The organism is Mucilaginibacter agri (assembly GCF_009928685.1).
Taxonomy (GTDB): Bacteria; Bacteroidota; Bacteroidia; order Sphingobacteriales; family Sphingobacteriaceae; genus Mucilaginibacter; species Mucilaginibacter agri.
Map to the genome: position 1 here is coordinate 105623 of NZ_WWEO01000041.1, position 19247 is coordinate 124869.

General features: G+C 43.9%; 20 protein-coding genes. 13 read left to right on the top strand and 7 right to left on the bottom strand.

Going from position 1 to position 19247, the window contains the following annotated elements; translation table 11 throughout:
- Positions 1-11: 11 nt before the first annotated feature.
- From GSY63_RS07730 to thrA, 4 genes are all read right to left on the bottom strand, one after another.
- The gene (locus tag GSY63_RS07730) at positions 12-620 is read right to left on the bottom strand and encodes an HAD family hydrolase (RefSeq protein WP_166585225.1); all 609 of its coding nucleotides are present in this window, start codon (positions 618-620) and stop codon (positions 12-14) included.
- Between the two features lie 158 nt (positions 621-778).
- Positions 779-2089 (bottom strand): threonine synthase, encoded by a 1311-nt coding sequence (gene thrC, locus GSY63_RS07735; protein WP_166585226.1) that lies wholly within the window; start codon positions 2087-2089, stop codon positions 779-781.
- Between the two features lie 80 nt (positions 2090-2169).
- On the bottom strand, positions 2170-3153 hold the full coding sequence (locus GSY63_RS07740; RefSeq protein WP_243749184.1) for a homoserine kinase: 984 nt from the start codon (positions 3151-3153) through the stop codon (positions 2170-2172).
- 74 nt (positions 3154-3227) lie between these two features.
- The gene (thrA, locus tag GSY63_RS07745) at positions 3228-5678 is read right to left on the bottom strand and encodes a bifunctional aspartate kinase/homoserine dehydrogenase I (protein WP_166585228.1); all 2451 of its coding nucleotides are present in this window, start codon (positions 5676-5678) and stop codon (positions 3228-3230) included.
- A 255-nt stretch (positions 5679-5933) separates the two neighbouring features.
- Here thrA and rsgA point away from each other — a divergent pair, with 255 nt between their 5' ends.
- The 8 genes from rsgA to GSY63_RS07785 all read left to right on the top strand — a co-directional run bounded on the left by rsgA (position 5934) and on the right by GSY63_RS07785 (position 11728).
- Positions 5934-6854 carry a ribosome small subunit-dependent GTPase A gene (gene rsgA, locus GSY63_RS07750; RefSeq protein WP_166585229.1) on the top strand — a complete coding sequence of 307 codons (921 nt, stop codon included), beginning with the start codon at positions 5934-5936 and terminating at the stop codon, positions 6852-6854.
- Between the two features lie 142 nt (positions 6855-6996).
- The gene (gene dtd, locus GSY63_RS07755; RefSeq protein WP_166585230.1) at positions 6997-7455 is read left to right on the top strand and encodes a D-aminoacyl-tRNA deacylase; all 459 of its coding nucleotides are present in this window, start codon (positions 6997-6999) and stop codon (positions 7453-7455) included.
- Between the two features lie 149 nt (positions 7456-7604).
- Positions 7605-7931 carry a nucleotide pyrophosphohydrolase gene (locus tag GSY63_RS07760; RefSeq protein WP_166585231.1) on the top strand — a complete coding sequence of 109 codons (327 nt, stop codon included), beginning with the start codon at positions 7605-7607 and terminating at the stop codon, positions 7929-7931.
- 286 nt (positions 7932-8217) lie between these two features.
- Entirely contained in the window at positions 8218-9033 is an 816-nt protein-coding gene (locus GSY63_RS07765; RefSeq protein ID WP_166585232.1) for an SDR family oxidoreductase, read from the top strand.
- Between the two features lie 19 nt (positions 9034-9052).
- Positions 9053-9514, top strand: coding sequence for a 3-hydroxyacyl-ACP dehydratase FabZ family protein (locus GSY63_RS07770; protein WP_166585233.1), 462 nt, complete (start codon positions 9053-9055; stop codon positions 9512-9514).
- Positions 9511-10782, top strand: a complete 1272-nt coding sequence (locus tag GSY63_RS07775; protein WP_166585234.1) for a beta-ketoacyl-[acyl-carrier-protein] synthase family protein — start codon at positions 9511-9513, stop codon at positions 10780-10782. Before GSY63_RS07770 ends, GSY63_RS07775 begins: the two co-directional genes overlap by 4 nt.
- Positions 10782-11042 (top strand): acyl carrier protein, encoded by a 261-nt coding sequence (locus GSY63_RS07780; RefSeq protein ID WP_074491485.1) that lies wholly within the window; start codon positions 10782-10784, stop codon positions 11040-11042. Before GSY63_RS07775 ends, GSY63_RS07780 begins: the two co-directional genes overlap by 1 nt.
- Positions 11039-11728 (top strand): 4'-phosphopantetheinyl transferase family protein, encoded by a 690-nt coding sequence (locus tag GSY63_RS07785; protein WP_166585235.1) that lies wholly within the window; start codon positions 11039-11041, stop codon positions 11726-11728. Before GSY63_RS07780 ends, GSY63_RS07785 begins: the two co-directional genes overlap by 4 nt.
- Positions 11729-11741: 13 nt before the next feature.
- Here GSY63_RS07785 and GSY63_RS07790 read toward each other — a convergent pair whose 3' ends face one another.
- Positions 11742-12713 (bottom strand): c-type cytochrome, encoded by a 972-nt coding sequence (locus GSY63_RS07790; RefSeq protein ID WP_166585236.1) that lies wholly within the window; start codon positions 12711-12713, stop codon positions 11742-11744.
- Positions 12714-12863: 150 nt separating this feature from the next.
- On the opposite strand from GSY63_RS07790, the gene GSY63_RS07795 reads away from it, so the two are divergent.
- Positions 12864-13067 (top strand): KTSC domain-containing protein, encoded by a 204-nt coding sequence (locus GSY63_RS07795; RefSeq protein ID WP_166585237.1) that lies wholly within the window; start codon positions 12864-12866, stop codon positions 13065-13067.
- Between the two features lie 164 nt (positions 13068-13231).
- Here GSY63_RS07795 and GSY63_RS07800 read toward each other — a convergent pair whose 3' ends face one another.
- Both GSY63_RS07800 and GSY63_RS07805 read right to left on the bottom strand, forming a co-directional pair.
- The gene (locus GSY63_RS07800) at positions 13232-14512 is read right to left on the bottom strand and encodes a replication-associated recombination protein A (protein ID WP_166585238.1); all 1281 of its coding nucleotides are present in this window, start codon (positions 14510-14512) and stop codon (positions 13232-13234) included.
- An 80-nt stretch (positions 14513-14592) separates the two neighbouring features.
- Complete coding sequence (locus GSY63_RS07805) at positions 14593-15180, bottom strand: hypothetical protein (protein WP_166585239.1); 588 nt, start codon at positions 15178-15180, stop codon at positions 14593-14595.
- A gap of 269 nt (positions 15181-15449) precedes the next feature.
- Between GSY63_RS07805 and GSY63_RS07810 the strand changes: the two genes are divergently transcribed.
- The 4 genes from GSY63_RS07810 to GSY63_RS07825 all read left to right on the top strand — a co-directional run bounded on the left by GSY63_RS07810 (position 15450) and on the right by GSY63_RS07825 (position 19103).
- Positions 15450-16598, top strand: coding sequence for an alginate lyase family protein (locus GSY63_RS07810; protein WP_166585240.1), 1149 nt, complete (start codon positions 15450-15452; stop codon positions 16596-16598).
- Positions 16599-16964: 366 nt separating this feature from the next.
- A complete protein-coding gene (locus tag GSY63_RS07815; RefSeq protein WP_166585241.1) occupies positions 16965-17567 on the top strand; it encodes a hypothetical protein in 603 nt (200 codons plus the stop codon).
- Positions 17568-17676: 109 nt separating this feature from the next.
- Positions 17677-18306 (top strand): DNA-3-methyladenine glycosylase family protein, encoded by a 630-nt coding sequence (locus tag GSY63_RS07820; RefSeq protein WP_166585242.1) that lies wholly within the window; start codon positions 17677-17679, stop codon positions 18304-18306.
- A gap of 179 nt (positions 18307-18485) precedes the next feature.
- Positions 18486-19103, top strand: coding sequence for a hypothetical protein (locus tag GSY63_RS07825; RefSeq protein ID WP_166585243.1), 618 nt, complete (start codon positions 18486-18488; stop codon positions 19101-19103).
- The last annotated feature ends 144 nt before the right edge of the window (positions 19104-19247 follow it).

Below are 19247 nucleotides of genomic sequence, written 5' to 3' on the forward strand. Positions count from 1 at the left end.
GATCTCCTTTTTTATATCGTTACGCCGTACGCAGGTAGTTCTTCCTCCAATGCAGCAGCTGATGTAAAATGGATAGTTGGGATACCCATTTCTCGTGCCGCCAGTACGTTGCGGTAATTATCGTCAATAAACACAGTTTCTTCGGGGTTAATGCGATAACGATCTAACAAGATCTGGTAAAAATCCCGACTGGGTTTGCGCAATTTCTCTTCTCCTGACACTACAATCCCATCAAACCAGTGCAGAAAATCATAACGGGCCTTGGCAACCCCAAATGTCTCTGCCGACCAGTTCGTCAACGCGTAGATCTTATATTTACCGCTTTCTTTCAGCTTTCTGAAAATCTCTACCACATCGTGAAACGGTTCGCCCAGCATCTCTTCCCATCGGCCGTAAAACGCACGGATATTGGCTTCATGGTCGGGATGCTTTGCAACTAACCATTCGGTACCGTCCTGTAAGCTGCGGCCGGCATCCTGCTCCTCATTCCAATCGGAAGTGGCAATATTGGTGAGGAAGTGGCGCATTTCCGCTTCATCTGTAAATAGCTTGGTATACAGGTAGTCGGGGTTCCAGTCTATCAATACAGCGCCAAGGTCGAAGATAATGGTGTTTGTCATTTTAATTTCGGATTTCGAATGTTCAATTTCGGATTTATTTCTCCCTTTACCCCAGTTGTCATTCCGAACGTAGTGAGGAATCTTCTTCGTTATGCTTTATCGCATACAGGGCGAAAAAGATCCTTCGCTATCGCTCTGGATGACAAATTGGCGAATTATCAGTTATTCTCCAACAAAAACTCTTTAAACCCTTCAAAATCTTTACCCAAGGCAACAGCTTGTTTCTCTTTGCCTTCCAATTCTTTTACGGAGGCTGGTACTTTAATGGCTGCTGCAACCTCATCGGTAAATACATCAGGGAATTTGCAAGGATGTGCTGTTGACAAAAACACACCTGTTACATCTTCTGAAGTGTTCTGTACCTGCCATGCTTTAAGCGCTTTCCAGGCAATAGCGGTATGCGGACAAACTACATAGTTGTATTCATCAAACACCTCTTGAATAGCTTGCTGGGTTTCTTCGTCGTTATAGCTGTAGCCATCTATAAGTTTACCCACAGCCGAAAGATCGTCTTTAAACATATCGGCAATACGCGCCCAGTTGCTTGGATTACCAACATCCATGGCGTTTGATATAGTTTGCACCGATGGCTTTGGCTCGTAAACACCTGTTTTTAAAAACGCAGGCACAGTATCATTAGCGTTGGTTGCCGCAATAAAATGTTCAACAGGCAAGCCCATTTTCCAGGCCAGTAAACCAGCACCGATATTACCAAAGTTGCCACTCGGCACCGAGAATACCACCTTACTTTTACCCTGACGCAGCAGCTGCGCATAGGCATTAAAATAGTAAAACGTTTGCGGTATTAAACGGGCGATGTTAATAGAGTTGGCCGAAGTTAAACGGAACTTCTCATTCAGTTCTTTATCAGTAAAGGCTTGTTTAACCAGTGCCTGGCAATCATCAAAGGTGCCATCAATTTCCAGCGCGCGGATGTTTTGGCCATTGGTGGTTAACTGTTGCTCCTGAATATCACTTACTTTTCCTTTAGGATAAAGAATAGTTACACGGGTGTTCGGCACGCCTAAAAAGCCAAGAGCTACAGCGCCACCAGTATCACCCGATGTTGCTACCAATACGTCCAGTTGCTTTTCGCCATCTTCCAGAAACCAGCTCATGATGCGGCTCATAAAGCGGGCGCCAAAATCTTTAAATGCCAGCGATGGGCCGTGGAAAAGTTCCAGCACATATACCTGCTCTTCCAGTTTCACCACAGGGGCTAAAAAGTTAATGGCATCGTGTACAATTGCCTTCAGGTCTTCATCCGGAATGGCACCATCCAACATAGCCTTAGCCACGTGAAAAGCAATTTCGGGCAGAGTATATTGATCCAGGTTATTAAAAAAACTATATGGCAATTGCGGGATATGCTCTGGCATATATAAACCTTTATCCTGCGGCATGCTGTTAAACACTGCATCTTTAAATTCAACCTGATGAGCGGTATTATTGGTACTGTAAAAATTCATTTTGATTTCGGAATTCGGATGTTCGATTTCGGATTTATTATTTCTTTAAGTCCTCCCCAATTGGGGAGGATTAGGAGGGGTTATTCTAAGACTCTCGGCCCGGCATCATTAATTGGCGATACGAAGGCTTGCGAGTCTATCTTGATCTTATCCAGATGTTGCTGGATTTTTCGGGTAATGGTGTGTGCTGTTTGCTCGTCTCGGGTAAAAGAAAACACCGACGGGCCAGAGCCCGAGATACCGAAACTAACGGCACCGTTTTCCATCGCAATTTCGCGCAGTTTATAAAAATCAGGGATCAGCATGGCGCGTACCGGTTCTATCAGCACATCCTGCATGCTGCGGCCCATCAGGTCAATATCATTGGTATATAAACCGCTTACCAGGCCGGCAATGTTACCCCACTGGGTTACGGCATCTTTTAACAATACTTTGTTGCGGATAATCTGGCGGGCTTCACGCGTAGGCACATCCACATCTGGGAATACGATGGCGCAATACAGCTCCTTAGGATGCGGCAGACGGATTACATCCAGTGGCTCATAACTGCGAATCAACACAAAGCCGCCCATCAGCGCGGGTGCCACATTATCCGCGTGGCCATGTCCGCAGGCCATTTCTTCGCCTTTCATAGCAAATGGCAACAATTTGGCAGCATCGCTTTCGTCGCCCAATAAGGTTTTGGCAGCAAACAAACCCGCCACCGTGCTAGCCGAACTTGAACCTAATCCACTACCGATAGGCATTTTTTTATGTAATTCGATGTCGAAGCCAATGTCAGGGCGGCCAATGCTATTCAAATAATGCTGAACGCTCACGCTCACCGTATTTTTTTCGGGGTTAAGCGGTAAACGGCCGTCGTCGCCGGTAATTTTGCTAATGGTTATGCCCGGTTTATCGGTCAACCGCATAATTACCTCGTCGCCTGGTGCCTCAACAGCGAACCCGAGCACATCAAAACCGCAAACCACATTAGCTACGGTGGCCGGTGCAAAAACACGAACGCTCTCGCGGCCCCCAAATGGGAGGCTAAACTCTGGGCTGGCTTCTTTTTTTTCTGACATTAGTATCTCGTTTTCCATCGGATTATATTTTGACAAGAGTCTTTTGTCTTGATTCCTGTCTCTTGATCTTGATTCTAGTTAGCGCCTACGTTTATCAAATCTGCAAATACACCTGCTGCGGTTACTTCGGCACCGGCGCCAGGGCCTTTTACTACCATAGGGCGTTCGTAATAACGATCTGTGGTAAAGGCGATGATGTTATCCGCACCCGACATCATGTAGAAAGGGTGGTTCTCGTCAACCATTTGCAGGCTGATGGTTGCTTTGCCATTATCCAGTTTACCTACATAACGCAACACCTTTTTCTCTTCCTCGGCTTTGTTTTTCAACTCGCTGAAGTAGGCTTCTTCGTTTTTAAGTGCGGTATAAAAATCTTCTACCGTTTGTGCATCAAGGCACGATTGCGGCAATATATTATCGATCACGATGTCTGATGCTTCCATGGCGTAACCGGCATCGCGGGCAAGGATCAGCACCTTACGCATAAAGTCGGTACCACGTAAATCGTCGCGAGGATCTGGTTCAGTATAGCCTTTTTCCTGCGCCATTTTAACTACGTCGTGAAAGCTGGCGTCGCCCTTAAAGTTGTTAAATATAAAGGAGATGGTTCCCGAAAGTATAGCCTCCATACGCTGTACCCTATCTCCGCTCACCATCAGGTCGCGCAGGGTACGGATAATTGGTAAGCCTGCACCAACGTTGGTTTCGTAAAAGAAATCTACACCGTGTTGCAATGCAGTGTCCTTAAAGTTGCGGTACTGCGCGTACGACGATGAGTTACCGATCTTATTACAAGTAACCACCGAGATATTGGCTTTGAAACATTTCTCGTAAAAAGTAATTGGCAGCGGGCTTGCGGTATTATCTACAAATACGCAGTTTGGCAGGTTCATGTTAATCATGCGGTCAACAAACTCTTCTAAGTTGGCTTGCTCGCCGTTCTTTTCCAGTTCTTCGGCCCAATTGTCTAACGGCAAACCGTCGGCGCTGAAAGTCATTTTACGACTGTTGCTAATGCCGGCAATCTTAACCTGGATCTTGTTTTTTTCGCGCAGAAACTGGTTATGCTGGTGCAATTGTTTAAACAAAGTGCGGCCAATATTACCTGTACCCAGGCAAAACGCATTTAAAGTTTTATTTAATTGGGTAAAGAAGGCATCGTGTACAGCATTAAGGGCCTTAGCCAAATCAACCGCCGAAATAATTACCGAGATATTGTATTCTGACGAACCTTGCGCAATTGCCCTTACGTTAACACCATTACGGCCCAGCGCGTGGAACAATTTTCCGCTCATACCTGGGGTTTGTTTCATATTCTCGCCCACTACGGCTAATACCGCCAGGCTATCTTCGATAACAGGGGCTTCCAATTTATTAGCCAGCAATTCGAGTTCAAACTCCTGCTCAATTAAAGCTTTAGCTTTATGTGCATCCGCTGGTTGTACGGCAAACGTAATGGTATGCTCCGATGACGATTGGGTAATTAGGATCACGTTGATCTGCTCACGCGATAACAAGGAGAATAACCTGCCGCTGAAACCAGCTTTGCCAACCATGCCGCTACCGGTAAGGTTAATTACGCTGATCTCGTTTACAGACGAGATCCCTTTTATCGGCAAATGCGATTCTTTAGAGGTATGGCTGATCACAGTACCTTCAAACTCGGGCTCGAAAGTGTTTTTGATCACGATAGGGATCTTCTTCAAAAACGCCGGGATCATGGTTGGCGGGTAGATAACCTTTGCACCGAAGTATGAAAGCTCCATGGCTTCGGTATAGGTCAAATCTGTTAAAGAGAACGCTTTCTTCACAATACGAGGATCAGCAGTCATCATCCCGTTAACATCGGTCCAGATTTCAATAGCCGATGCATTTAATGCCGAACCAAAAATTGCAGCAGTATAGTCGCTGCCACCACGGCCCAGCGTAGTTATCTGGCCTGCATCGTTACTGGCAATAAAACCGGTTACGATTAACAGCTTGCCTTTGTTTTCGTTATAGAAACCGCTGATCAGCAGTTCGCTTAATTCGGTATTAACCTTAGCCTGGCCAAAAGCGCTATCAGTTTTAATCAGTGTGGTGCTATCCACAAAAATTACTTCGGGGATGTATTGCAAAGCAATGCGGCTCACCATCAGGGCAGAGCAGCGCTCGCCATAGCTTAAAATCAGGTCGCGGGTCTTCGGGGTAAGTTCGCGCAGGGTCAGCACACCTTGCAGCAGGTCTTCCAGCTCGTTAAAATAAATTTTAAGGCGGGTAAGCAGCGGGTTTTGGTTGTGAATATCAACCAGGTCTTTAGCGGCATCGAAATGGCGCGTTTGCAATTCTGCCAGTTGCGGGGTAAAACTTTCGCCGGCTGCGGCCTTTTCGGCCATTGATGCTAAGAGGTTGGTTACGCCACTCATGGCAGATAGCACGATAACCGGCTTGTTTTCAGCCTTACTTTCCTGCTTTAAGATCTCGATCAGCGTTTTGATACTTGTTGCCGATCCTACTGATGTACCTCCGAATTTTAAAACTTTCATAAGCTTGTTAAAACAAAAACGCCTTCCCCGGTTGGAGGAAGGCGCCTTGTTGGTTTGTATTTGTTTACACCATACGGTTATCTTCCTCCATGCACTCGGCATGTGGTCATAATAATCGATGTAATAATGGTGTTGTTAATAATCACGTTGTTATGTCTTTGTTTGACGGATGTAAATTAAGCTGATTATATTTAAATATGCAAGACAAAGCGTTTTTATTTTTTCGCGCAGCTTAGTTTTGTAATTTTGGCAGCTATGCAGGGACTTGTTACAAAATCAACCGGAAGCTGGTACCAGGTACAAACACCAGAAGGTGATGTGGTTGATTGCCGCATAAAGGGCAAGTTCCGTATAAAAGGCATCACTACTACCAACCCCATTGCCGTTGGCGACCGGGTGGAGTTCGAAGCCGAACCCGATCAGGACACCGGTGTAATTACCAAGCTTTTTGATAGAAAGAATTACATCATCCGCAAGTCTATCAACCTGTCTAAACAAGCGCAGATTATAGCAGCCAACCTCGATCAGGCTTTTCTGGTGGTTACGCTGGCTTCGCCCCGCACCTCGTTAGGTTTTATCGACCGCTTTTTGGTTACGGCCGAAGCCTACGACATTCCCGCTTGCCTGGTATTCAATAAGCTGGATCTGTTTAGCGACCAGGGCCTCGAAATTTTAGCCGAATACGAAGCCGTTTATGAAAACCTTGGTTATCGTTGCTTTAAGGTATCGGCCTTGGAAGGCACTAATATTCCCGAAGTACAGGCCGAACTTAAAGATAAGATCACGCTTTTCTCCGGTCATTCGGGCGTAGGTAAATCCAGCCTGATGAACGCCATTCTGCCTGAATTAGCATTACGTACCAACCAAGTATCTGACTGGAGCGACAAGGGGATGCACACCACCACTTTTGCCGAAATGTTTGAATTGCCCGAAGGCGGCTTTATTATAGACACCCCCGGTATCCGCGAATTAGGTGTTATCGATATAGAACAGCAGGAACTCGGCCATTTCTTCCCCGAAATGCGCCAGCGCATGCACGATTGCCGCTTTAACAACTGCCGACACATTAACGAGCCCGGCTGCGCCGTGCTGGCTGCCTTAGAAGATGGCGAAATAGAACCCTCGCGTTATGAAAGTTACCTGAGTATTTATCATGGTAATGATACGCGGGCGTAGCGTGAAGAGAATCAGGAAACAAGAATCGAGGATCAAGACCAGCGCATCGAGAGACACAAAGTATTGTTTCTCAAAGGAAATGAAAATCACCAAATTCACATCCCGATTCTTGATTCTCGATTCCCGATTCTATTTTTGACCTATGCGCGCAGTAATTCAAAGAGTATCACAGGCATCATGCACCGTTGAAGGCCAAATAACCGGCGAAATACAAAACGGCTTCATGATCCTACTAGGCATCGAAGAAACCGACAATACCGACGATCTGCAATGGCTATCTCAAAAGATCGTTAACATGCGGATATTCGGCGACGAGAATGGCTTAATGAATAAATCTCTTGCCGATGTTAACGGTAATATCCTGCTCATTTCGCAATTCACCCTGTATGCCCAAACCAAAAAGGGCAACCGTCCATCCTTTATTCGTGCGGCAAAGCCGCCGATAGCCATTCCACTTTATGAAGAAATGATTGTAATGCTGGAATCCCTATTAGGCAAAAAAATAGCAACCGGCATTTTTGGTGCCGATATGAAAGTGGCATTGGTTAATGATGGCCCGGTTACGATTGTGATGGATACAAAGGATAAGGAGAATTTTTAAGTAAGCAATTCCCTCACCTCCTCGTCATGCCGAACTTGTTTCGGCACCCCACAGGACAGATGTACGATTAACCAAGCACAACGCAAACTTAGCAAGTGGGGTGCCGAAACAAGTTCGGCATGACGGTCTGATTTAATACTTTTACACCTATGCAAATCAAAGAAGCCCAAGAATTAGTCGATAAGTGGATAAATACCATGGGGATCCGCTACTTTAATGAACTTACCAACACCGCCATTTTAATGGAAGAAGTTGGTGAAGTAGCCCGCATTATGGCGCGACAGTACGGCGAGCAGTCATTCAAAAAATCAGATACCGAAGTTAACCTGGCCGACGAAATGGCCGATGTGCTTTTTGTATTGATTTGCCTGGCCAACCAAACCGGCATCGATTTAACCGAAGCGCTGGAGAAAAACCTGGTTAAGAAAAGCATCCGCGACGCCGACAGGCATAAGAATAATGAGAAGCTGAAGTAAGCTTCTCTTTTAAATAATCTTAAGGAACAAAATCTGGGTCATGCTGAGGGACTCGAAGCATGGTGAAGTGGCTTCTGCGCGCGATGCTTCGAGAGCCTCAGTATGACAGCCCTCGTTAAGAATCGTTATGCACTCTTGATTCCCGACTCTCGATTCTTGATTCTCTTTGCCTAAAATCCAATAACTTTCACTTACTTTGAAGGTTATTATTTTTTATAAATACTTGTTAGCCAAATAGCAGACTAAAATTAAGGGGTAGCTTGCAACAGGGTACAAAACAATAAGGGTGGATAAAACTTTACAATTTAAAGGCTTATGGGCAGTTATATTAGGCGGATCGGGTGGCTTTGGGCTGGCTGCTGCTGAAAAACTGGCACAACAGGGCATGAACATCGCAGTGGTTTATCGCGAAATGGCTGCTGCTGATAAACAGGTTCGGGAAAAATTTGCAGGCATTGCTTCGTTAAACGATGTACAAGTGCTGTCATACAACATCAATGCGCTTACTGAAGATGGCCGCAATGATTTTCTGAAACAGTTTACAGCCTCTGTAGGCGAAACATCATCTGTAAAGTTGTTACTTCATGCCATTGCGCGCGGCAATCTAAAACCGTTAACCGCCGACACCCCGGAGGCGGAAACTTACGGCACTTTAACCGCCGAAGATATTCAGTTAACCACCTACGCCATGTCTAACAGTTTGCTAGACTGGGCAAACCTACTTATCAATAATAACCTGTTTTGCAAGGGCGCCCGCATTATTGGCCTAACCAGCGAAGGTTCGCACAAGTATTGGGACGGCTATGCAGCAGTGTCTATGGCTAAGGCATCCTTGGAGAGCCTTTGTACTTATATGGCTGTTGAGTATAGCAAGTACGGCATCAACACCAACGTGATACAGGCTGGCATTACCGATACCTTTTCGTTACGCAAAATACCGGGCCACGATCAGCTGATTGATATGGCTACGGCACGCAACCCTTATGGCCGCATAACCCAGCCGGGCGATGTAGCCGGGGTAATTTATTTGCTTTGCACCGATGAGGCAGCCTGGATAAACGGATCGATAATACATGTTGATGGCGGCGAACATTGTCGCTAATTCCCTGTTAATTAAACCTATGTATAAAAATATATTAAACCTTTTACCTTATAAATCATCTTTTAGGTTTGTAGATCATATTTCATCGTTAGATGAAAACGCCGTTGTGGGCGAGTACACATTAAAGGAAGATGCCTTTTTTTACGAAGACCATTTTGCCGGAAACCCTGTTACACCGGGCGTAATTGTAACAGAAATTATGGCCCAGATAGGCTTGGTGGTTTTAGGAATTTTCTTGATATTACACGATACTGATACTAATTTTGCGGACGATGAGTTAATGTTTCCCCTGCTTACCTCAACAGACGTTTCTTTTTATAAAATGGTATTACCGGGGCAAAAGGTTATTGTAAAATCGCAAAAGCAATACTTTCGCTTTGGTAAGCTTAAGTGTTACGTAGAGATGTTAGATACCAATAACGAATTGATTGCCAAAGGGATGTTTTCGGGCATCATCAAAAATGCCGGATTTAAGAAATGAGTAAACGGGTTGTAGTTACCGGCTTAGGAGTTGTTGCGCCAAATGGCGTTGGGGTGCCCGATTTTTTAAATTCGATACAAAATGGCGTTTCGGGTATCCGGTTCGTGCCGCTTTATGAGGAGCTTAAATTTAGCTGCCAGGTAGCGGGCGTACCGCTTTTCGATTGGGAAGAACTCCGCAACTATATTTCTGAAGTTAGCTTTTATGGCCTTAAAGCACGCGGTATTGGTTACGGCCTCCGCGCGGCATTAGACGCCTGGACCGATGCCGGCAACGAAATAGGAAGCGAACAAACCGACTGGGATACAGGCATCATCTTCGGTAACAGTATTGCCGATACCGATGCCATGAAAAACGTGATCAGTCGCGTTGATAATAAAGAAGTTAAAAAGTTAGGCTCGCGCGTGGTTGAACAAGCCATGAACAGCGGCGTAACTTCATACATATCCGGCCGTTTGGGTTTGGGTAATAAAGTAGTCACCAACTCAGCGGCTTGTGCTACCGGCACCCAGGCCATTTTAATGGGCTACGAGTACATTAAACACGGTTATGCCAAACGCATGCTGGTTGGCAGTACCGAGCACGTAGACACCTACGTTTTCGGGGCATTTGATTCTATGCGGGTACTGTCGCGCAAGTTTAATGATCAGCCCGAACGTGCATCGAGGCCAATGAGTGATACAGCAGGTGGTTTTGTGCCCGGTTCCGGATCGGCAGCTTTAGTATTGGAAGACCTTGATTTTGCTTTGGCTCGTGGCGCAAAGATCTACGCCGAGGTTTTAGGTGGATCTACCAACTCAGGCGGTCAACGTGGTGGAGGGTCTATGACGGCACCAGCGCCAGAGGGCGTTGTACGTTGTATTGAAGATGCCGTTAAACTATCGGGTATCGAACCTAGTCAAATAGATCTGATCAGTGGGCACTTAACTGCGACATTGGCCGACAAGTTCGAAATTCAGAACTGGTGCAAGGCGTTAAATCGCTCGGGTAATGAATTTCCGTATGTAAATTCACTGAAGTCCATGATCGGGCATAGCCTTAGTGCGGCAGGTTCTATCGAATCTGTGGCAGCAATTTTGCAGATACAACACGGGTTTGTGCATCCAAACATTAATTTAGAGGATCCAAACCCCGAGATTACAAACATTATAGGTAATAATTGTTTACCTACAACCATAGTGCAAACAGACGTAAATATCGTAGCAAAAGCTAACTTTGGCTTCGGCGACGTAAACAGCTGTTTGATTTTTTCAAAATTTAATAACTAATGACCAGACAAGAAATTTTAGACGAATTAAAAAAGGTACTTGCACCCTACACGGCAGATAAAGAAGCGCTTGCCAAAGTTGATGAGAATACCGACCTGATTAAAGACCTGAAGATAAATTCTGCTAACCTTGTTGACATTATTATTGATGCCGAGTCGAAATATAACATCGAGATCGACTATGACTCAGCCGATAGAATGACCAATGTAGGTAGCTGTATAGATGTTATCTCAGAAAAAATGGGACAAGGCCAGGTATGATCAGTATCGGCAACGATATTGTAGACCTTAGCGCGATAGATATAAATCGCACCCAACAGAAAACATTTTATACCAAAATATTATCAGAAACCGAACAACAGCTCTTTCGCCGCACTACATTGCCAATACATGTTTTTGTATGGCTGTTATGGTCGGCTAAAGAGTCGGTTTATAAGTTTGCCAAAAGGCTCAACCCCGAGCTGGTATTTTCTCCCACACGTGTCGAATGCATTTTTGGGGCTGAACTTCCAAAGTTCGAAGGTTTCCGGAATGTTGATCTCGAGAGCGATTCGTCCAAATCAAAATTTGATAAATTTTCCGATGCAGCAAATCCGGCGTCAGAAAAACTATTTAATTTCAGGGCAACCTATAAGTCACAAACCTACTACCTGCAATCGCGCATTACGACCGATTTTATTGCCACGCTTGCCCTGAAAACCAAAAAGTCGGACCACGTTTTTAAAGGCATCAAACGCATTGAGCAGTCCGACTCACAATCGCAATCAGCTGCGGTAAGGGAGTGTACGCTGAAAAGACTAAATGAGGTCTACCCAGATGGCAGCAACTTCAGCATCGGAAAAAGCCCGGTTGGCTATCCGATAATTTTCAACGAGGCTAAAGAAACAAGCATAAAAGCTACATTTTCCCATCACGGTAATTATGTAGCTTATTCATTTGGAGAATAATCCCGCTGATTAACTAAATCTTCTGAAACTTAGTGACCTGATGCTTAATAGGCTTAATGCTGCGTAAATAAGCGTAGATGGCCTCCAGATCAGTTTGTTTCATTCCGCTGTACATATACCAGGGCATTGGCGTGTTTAAATCTTTTGGCGAAAGCTTCACCGCTTCAGCTTCTTTTCCATTTAAAGCCTTAAAGCGCTGTACAAACATGCCCTTACTCCAATTGCCAATACCCGTAGCCTTATCTGATGTGATATTGGGCGATTTTACAATACCCGCCGGCTGTTTAAATACCATCCCCCCGCCAAATTCAGTTCCGGAGACAATTGCCCCCTTATCGGTTTGGCTATGGCAATCCACACAGCCCGAAGCGTTAACCAGGTAGGCACCATATTTTACGGTATCCTCCTCACTTGGGATTGTGGTAAAGCTTGCCGCGTGCGGCATCGTATTGATAATAAAGTTAACCGGGAAATCGGGTTTAGATTCAGGCACGTCTTTCTTAATTTCTGGTATAGTGCGCAGGTACGCAATAATGCTGTACACATCTTCCCTATCCATTTTACCTACGTGGCCCCACGGCATTAACGGAAACAGCGCCTTTCCTTCTTTGCTCACACCTGTTGTAATAGCCCGAAAAACTTCGCCGTCGCTCCAGGTTTTTAAAGCGTAGGGGGTGATGTTAGGAGCATAAAACACTCCGGGGAAACCCATTTGCTGATCAAATTTTTCACCGCCATTCCCGAGCGTGGCTGGTATCATTGGCCCTGCATACTCGCCCCAATTGCGGGTGCTGTGGCAGTCCATACAAACCGATACATTTTTGGCGAGATATTCGCCACGCTGAATGCGTTGTGCCGTACGTTCTATTTTAAGTTGTGGTGCAGGGCCCGTGTTGGGCAGGGCTACTTTTACATAAGTGCCGGCGGCAAATACTATTGCCAATAATACTAACAGGATAACGCCTGTTACCTTGAGTGCTTTCATTTTGTGACGTTAGGAAGTCTATTAAATCGTTTACGGCTGATAAGACAGTACTGATTAATAAGATGTTACAAGTTAGTAACATTTTTTTTACATAAATTATAGCACTGCACACTCTGGCAAACAATTTACTACACAACCCATTATTACAATATGCCATCATCTGTTGTAGCGCACATGGATTATAATAAAAGTAAAAGGGTGCTGAGAATTACCTATACCTCGGGTATGGTATACGACTATCTTTCGGTACCAGTTGAAGTGTATAATGAGATGTTGGCTGCGGACTCAAAAGGGCAATATTTAAACTACAGCATTAAAGGGAAATACAGGTATAAGAAGGTAAAGGTGGGTTGATGGAGGGATGTTATCATCAACCATAGCAAAAATTTATCCCCTGCTAACTTTAAGGCATTAACGAAGAAGATCCTTCGCTATCGCGCTGGATAATAAATTAAAAGTCTTGATTCCCGACTCTTGTCTCTTGCCTCTCTTACTCCCCCTTTAGGGGGTCGGGGGGCTTAATAATCATACCTATTCCCCCATTGCTTTTTCAGCTTTTCTTTCGCTTCATTTTCACGTGCATTGTTTCCGGGCTCATAGAGTTTGGTGCCTTTAACAGCGTCGGGCAAAAAGTCAAGGTCTACAAAGTTGTTCTGGTAGCTATGGGCGTATTTATAGTCTTTACCATAGCCTATGTTTTTCATCAGCTTGGTTGGCGCATTGCGCAGGTGCAGTGGCACCGGCAGATCACCGGTGCGGCGCACCAGTTCCATGGCGGCAGCAATAGCCGTTGTAGCCGAATTGCTTTTAGGCGATGTAGCCAAATAAATAACCGTTTGCGAAAGAATCAATTGCGACTCCGGCATACCAATCTTATTTACCGCCTCAAAGCAACTTTGCGCCAAAAGCAATGCATTCGGGTTAGCATTGCCAATATCTTCCGAAGCCAGTATCAGCATGCGTCGCGCGATAAATAATGGATCTTCTCCACCAACCAGCATCCTGGCAAGCCAATAGATGGCACCATTGGGGTCGCTGCCCCGCATAGATTTAATAAAGGCCGAAATAATATCGTAGTGCTGTTCGCCCGCTTTATCATACAGAGCCATGTTCTGCTGTACATGCTCCAGTACCACCTTATTGGTTATGGTAATATTTTTGGTATCGAAAGCATTTACCAATAACTCGAAAATATTGAGCAGCTTACGGCCATCACCGCCAGAGAGGCGCAATAATGCCTCGTGCTCTTTAATGTTGATCTTCTTTTTACTCAACACCACATCTTCCTTCTGTGCTTTTTGCAGCATGTTTACCAGGTCGTCTTCGGTAAGGGACTGTAAAATATAAACCTGGCAACGCGACAGCAAAGCGGAAATTACCTCGAACGATGGATTCTCGGTTGTTGCACCAATTAACGTAACGATACCACGTTCTACGGCACCCAGCAACGAATCCTGCTGCGATTTAGAGAAACGGTGGATCTCGTCAATAAATAATATCGGCAGGGTTTGGCCTTCTTCTTTCAATAGCGATGCTTTTTCGATCACCTCGCGCACATCCTTCACCCCCGAATTAATGGCACTCAACGCAAAAAACGGGCGGAACAAACTTTGCGAGATAATGTAGGCCAGCGTAGTTTTACCAACTCCCGGCGGCCCCCAGAAGATCATGGATGGCAGGGTGCCCGCTTCAATAGCTTTCCGTAACACAGCCCCTGACCCTACGAGGTGTTTCTGACCAACATAATCGTCCAATGATTTTGGACGCATACGCTCGGCCAGCGGTGGTAAATTATTCATGAAAGTAAATTTCGGGAAAGTAAACGAAAGAAACGAAGCTTAGCTATAATTTTTAGCAATTCAAATTCTTCGGCAAATTGCTAGATATAGATGGTGGAGTAAATCGTTCTGATCACCCGCTTATTTACTCCTTTTAGCAAATCTATGGCATCGTCAAAATTCGGCCCAAGTATCGAGGCTAGGATGATCTTCCCGCCATCGTTTAACATTAATTCAGCATGATAATACATCTCCGCTGTTTGGTAGGGGAAGCTCCCTTTTTCCATTCCTGCAGATTTATATAGTTTAATTTCTTTTATCTCGTTAACAGAATATTTTTCGCTTCTGCCGTCTTTATAACATATACAAACAGATTCGGCAGCGATTTCTACAGTTTGATTGCGAGTAGTTAGATAGTATTCAATGCATAAGTAAGTTGTTGGCAGCACCGGAATGCAAAGAATGATAATAAAGCCAGGAAGCAAAGTGCCATCGTATCCGCCCGCGTAAAAATACAAAACAGCGGCAAGCAGCATCGCTGTCATCAAGAGCCTGAATAATGGTTTTAGTAGTTCTTTTAGGCTTAATTTTAAAATCATATTCGATGTCAAATATAATATTCCACTTGGCTTTAATCGAATCATAAGAATCGCCAGATCAGGCTTAACTCTCCCGTTTGCTGTATGCATTTAGCATTCATTTAACGCTCAAAAACGCAATTTTTAACTTCAGTTGAATTGGTATAAACAGCTGTATTACAAACAACTACGAAAACGATTGCGCAAATAAATCCATAGAAATGTTACAGATTATTGTTTTAGTTAAATAAGTTTGACCTAACGCTCCAACGTTGTTTTGATTAGTGCTGTAACCAATAGCACCCGGCGAAAGAGAAGATAGCCCGGTGTTAGCCTATCAAGAATTAATTAACAAAAACCAATAAACTAAAACCTGATTTATGAAAAGGAAAAACCTTTCTTACTGGCTGGGCTGTGCCCTGTTGTTAGCGTTGAGCACGTTCTTCTACGAGTGTAAAAAATCTGATGTGTCGCACGCCAATGCTGATGCTGCCCAACCAACCGCAGCACGTGCCGTAACTACGTTTGTGCACCCGGGCATTTTAAATACCACCGCAAGCCTGGACGTGATCCGTACCCAGGCAACCGATCAATCATCAAGCCGCTGGACCGCTTATAACAACAGTGTAATTGCTTATGTAGATAGCCATGCGGTGCCAACTTCGTTCCCCTCTGTGGTGGTGGCCAAAAGTTCGGGCACTACCCCTACCGAAACACAAATAAAAACTGATGCCGAACTGGCTTACGCCATCGCACTTCGCTGGGCTAAAACCGGCGATTCGCAATGGTCTACCAAAGCCAAAAACATCCTGAATGGCTGGGCAACTAATTTCCAAAGCTATAGTGTTGATGCCGGCAGCAATGCCAATCAGCCCGACCTTGAGGCTGCATGGGTAGCCCCAACATTTGCTGCGGCTGGCGAAATTTTGCGTTACTACACCATCAACGGTGTTGGCGCAGGTTGGTCGCAAAGCGATATTGATAATTTCTCGGCTTTCTTAAACAAACTGAAAGTTTATATCAATGCTACCCCGGCGTACAACAACAACTGGAATGTATCTGCCGGATATGCAAAAGTTGCCTTAGGCGTATTTTTTAACAGTACCAGCGTTTACCAAAGCGGTGTAGATATTTTGCAGGGTGTTATGCCATCGGTAATTAACAGCAGCGGTGTTATGCCCGAGCTGTGCGGCCGTACCGATTGCGTACACTATCAATATTCATTAGCAGGCCTAACCTTCGCCGCAGAAATTTGCCGCGAGCAAAATGATAACCAGCTGTATGGCTATAACTCGAGTCGTATAAGCACTGGCTTTAATTACATGCAGCAGGCTTACGCAGGCAGCACCGGCTGTAACTACTGCTCAACCTCCAGCCCAATTTACACCGGAGTTGAGGTTGCAAACAGGTATTATAATACCTCGGCCACTAATTCACTGATCAATAAAACGCATTTCCAATATGATGTGCCAAATGATAATACCTTTTTAGGCTTTACACAGTACACCCATAGAAACGTGCCGTTGTAACGATATTTTAATACCCTGTTATAAACTATTAATTGGTAGTTCTTTTTTGAGCAATGTGCCGCCCCGGTAATGGGGTGGCGCATTTATTTCGTTGCAAATCAACATTAAAAATATACAAAACTGTAAAACAGAGCATTACGCAAACGATTGCGATAAATAAATATTAAAAAAAGTTATAATGTCACAAATACAGTTATTAACTTTGAGTAGTCTTAATCGGCACAACATATTTTGAGATTGTTGATTAATAATTTTTTAACTGAGACTTAGGCCCTGGGTGAGAGCGGGGCCTTTTTTTTGGGCTTTAGTTTTATATTTACCATAAGCCGAAGACGCTTGCTGTAGCGAGGGTAAATAAAAAGAAAAATGATAGCGAAAATTAATCTCAGTATTAGTTCATTGATTTTAATAGGATTAATAGCTTGCGGAAATGTTCGGAAAAAAGGTAAACTTATAATCAAATATGAATATTCAACTTTAACGATGAACGGCGATTCTTATAAGTATAAGCTATATTTTATTGTAGATTCAAGCAAAACGCTAACTTATGAAAAAACAAAATTTTTTCAGTTCACGTTTTCAAGTGATTCTTTAGAAAAATCAGGCTATTTATGCTATAACGATAAAACTAAAAACTTAAATTTTATTCCCCTTGAATATGAGAAAAATAAAATGTTTATCCCTGTCGGAAAGATTCAGACATTCCCACTGTTTAGTGAGCGCGTGAGTGAAAAAATATACCAATTTGGAGATTTAGGTTCAAATTTCCGTACATCGAGTATTAAGTTAACCAGTAATAAAGATTTCACCTATGAAGTTAAAATTATAACTCAATTTAGGGTGAGTGATAAAAGTTTTATCGACAAAATGTATTATACAGATTTAATTTATCCAAAGGCTATAACATTTTTTGATCCTTTTTTAAAAAACGGGTACGTTACTGTACAAGCAAAGGTTTTATCAAAGTAAATACGCGATAGCTTACCATATACTAGCGCATGATTGTGCTTAAAATTAAGCCCAGCCATCGTGCTGGGCTTTTTATATGAGCCCCCGCTTTTTATATTTACCGACTCCAATGAGCCAACACTTCGATCATCAAAACTTTCAGCAGATCTGCGATAACCTGGCTACAGCAGATGCCGACCTGGCCTTGATCGTTAGCACTTACGGTTATCCGCCACTTTGGTCGAGGCCCAACAGTTTCGAATCGCTGGTGCATATTATTCTGGAGCAGCAGGTTTCGCTGGCGTCCGCTTTGTCGGCATTAAATAAATTGAAAGACGCCATACAGGAAATTACCCCCGCACGAGTATTATTGTTAACCGACGAAGAGTTTAAGGCTTGTTATTTCAGCAGGCAAAAAACCGCCTATGTGCGCTATTTGGCCGAAGCTATTTTAAGCGGACAGATCAACTTAGCCGGGTTCGAAAATCAATTGGACGATGAAGTCCGCGCGAAACTCACGTCGTTAAAGGGCATTGGCAACTGGACGGTTGATGTTTACCTTATGTTTGTGCTGCATCGAGCCGATATATTCCCTGCTGGTGACCTGGCGGCAGTAAATTCGATGAAAAAGGTTAAGCAACTACCCCATGATACAACCCGCGAAGAGTTAATACAAATTGCCAAACAATGGCAACCTTACCGTACTGTTGCCACTATGCTTTTGTGGCATCATTATCTTAGCGTTAGAAAACCGCGTTGAAATCTGCCTAAAAACGTATTTTACTATAATTAGCTATCTGATTATCAATATAATACTGAAGCAAATCTGTTGGATATTTCAAGAAAGTTATTATATTTACGTGCTGATGATAATTAGCAATACTAATACAAGCGTATATTTGCATTCTAATTAATTTAATTAAACCCAAAGGCAAATCAATGAGATTAACCCTACTTGTCTTATTATGCGCTATCAGCATGTCCGCGTCTGCGCAATGGCTAAGTTTCAAAAAGCACGAACGTTCTCCTTTACTACCCCAGGTACAGGATCATTCTATCAGCCGCTTTGCAAAAGCAGACTTCAACAAAGCAAAAAGGATTAAATTTAAAACTGTACCCGCGAGCGCCTACGATATGGAACTGGCCGAAAACTACGTAATGAAAACGGCACAGCACAACATGCGTTTCCGTGTTTACGATTTGGCAAGCTACAATTTTAGCGATCTGGCACAGCTTTACGTTCAGCAAAACCGCTTTTCTGAAGCCAAATGGTACTTTTTGCAAAGTAACTTTTTATCTCGCCAGCAAAATAACGATAAGCTTACTATCAATAACCTGATGCACCTTGCCGGCGTAAAATCAGACATTGGTGATTTTATTTTGGCACAGCAAGATTTGATAGAGGCGCGTGATATGGCCGCTTCACACGGATGGTTGATCGATCTGATCTCGGTAGAGAAAAAGCTTAAATCAATCCAAAATTCACGCATTCAGACCAGCAAAGCAGAGCTTCGATATGCCAGCAATGCGATGGTTGCCCAAAACTCTGTAGACTAAGCTACAATCTGTTACGATACTATGTTGTGCAATAATGCGTTTGTCATATTGCGAACTGGTTCAAACATTATTTAGTAATATTTTATTAGTACATGTGAGACAGCTTTGCAGCTGTCTCTTTTTGTTTACATTAGCAAATAAATA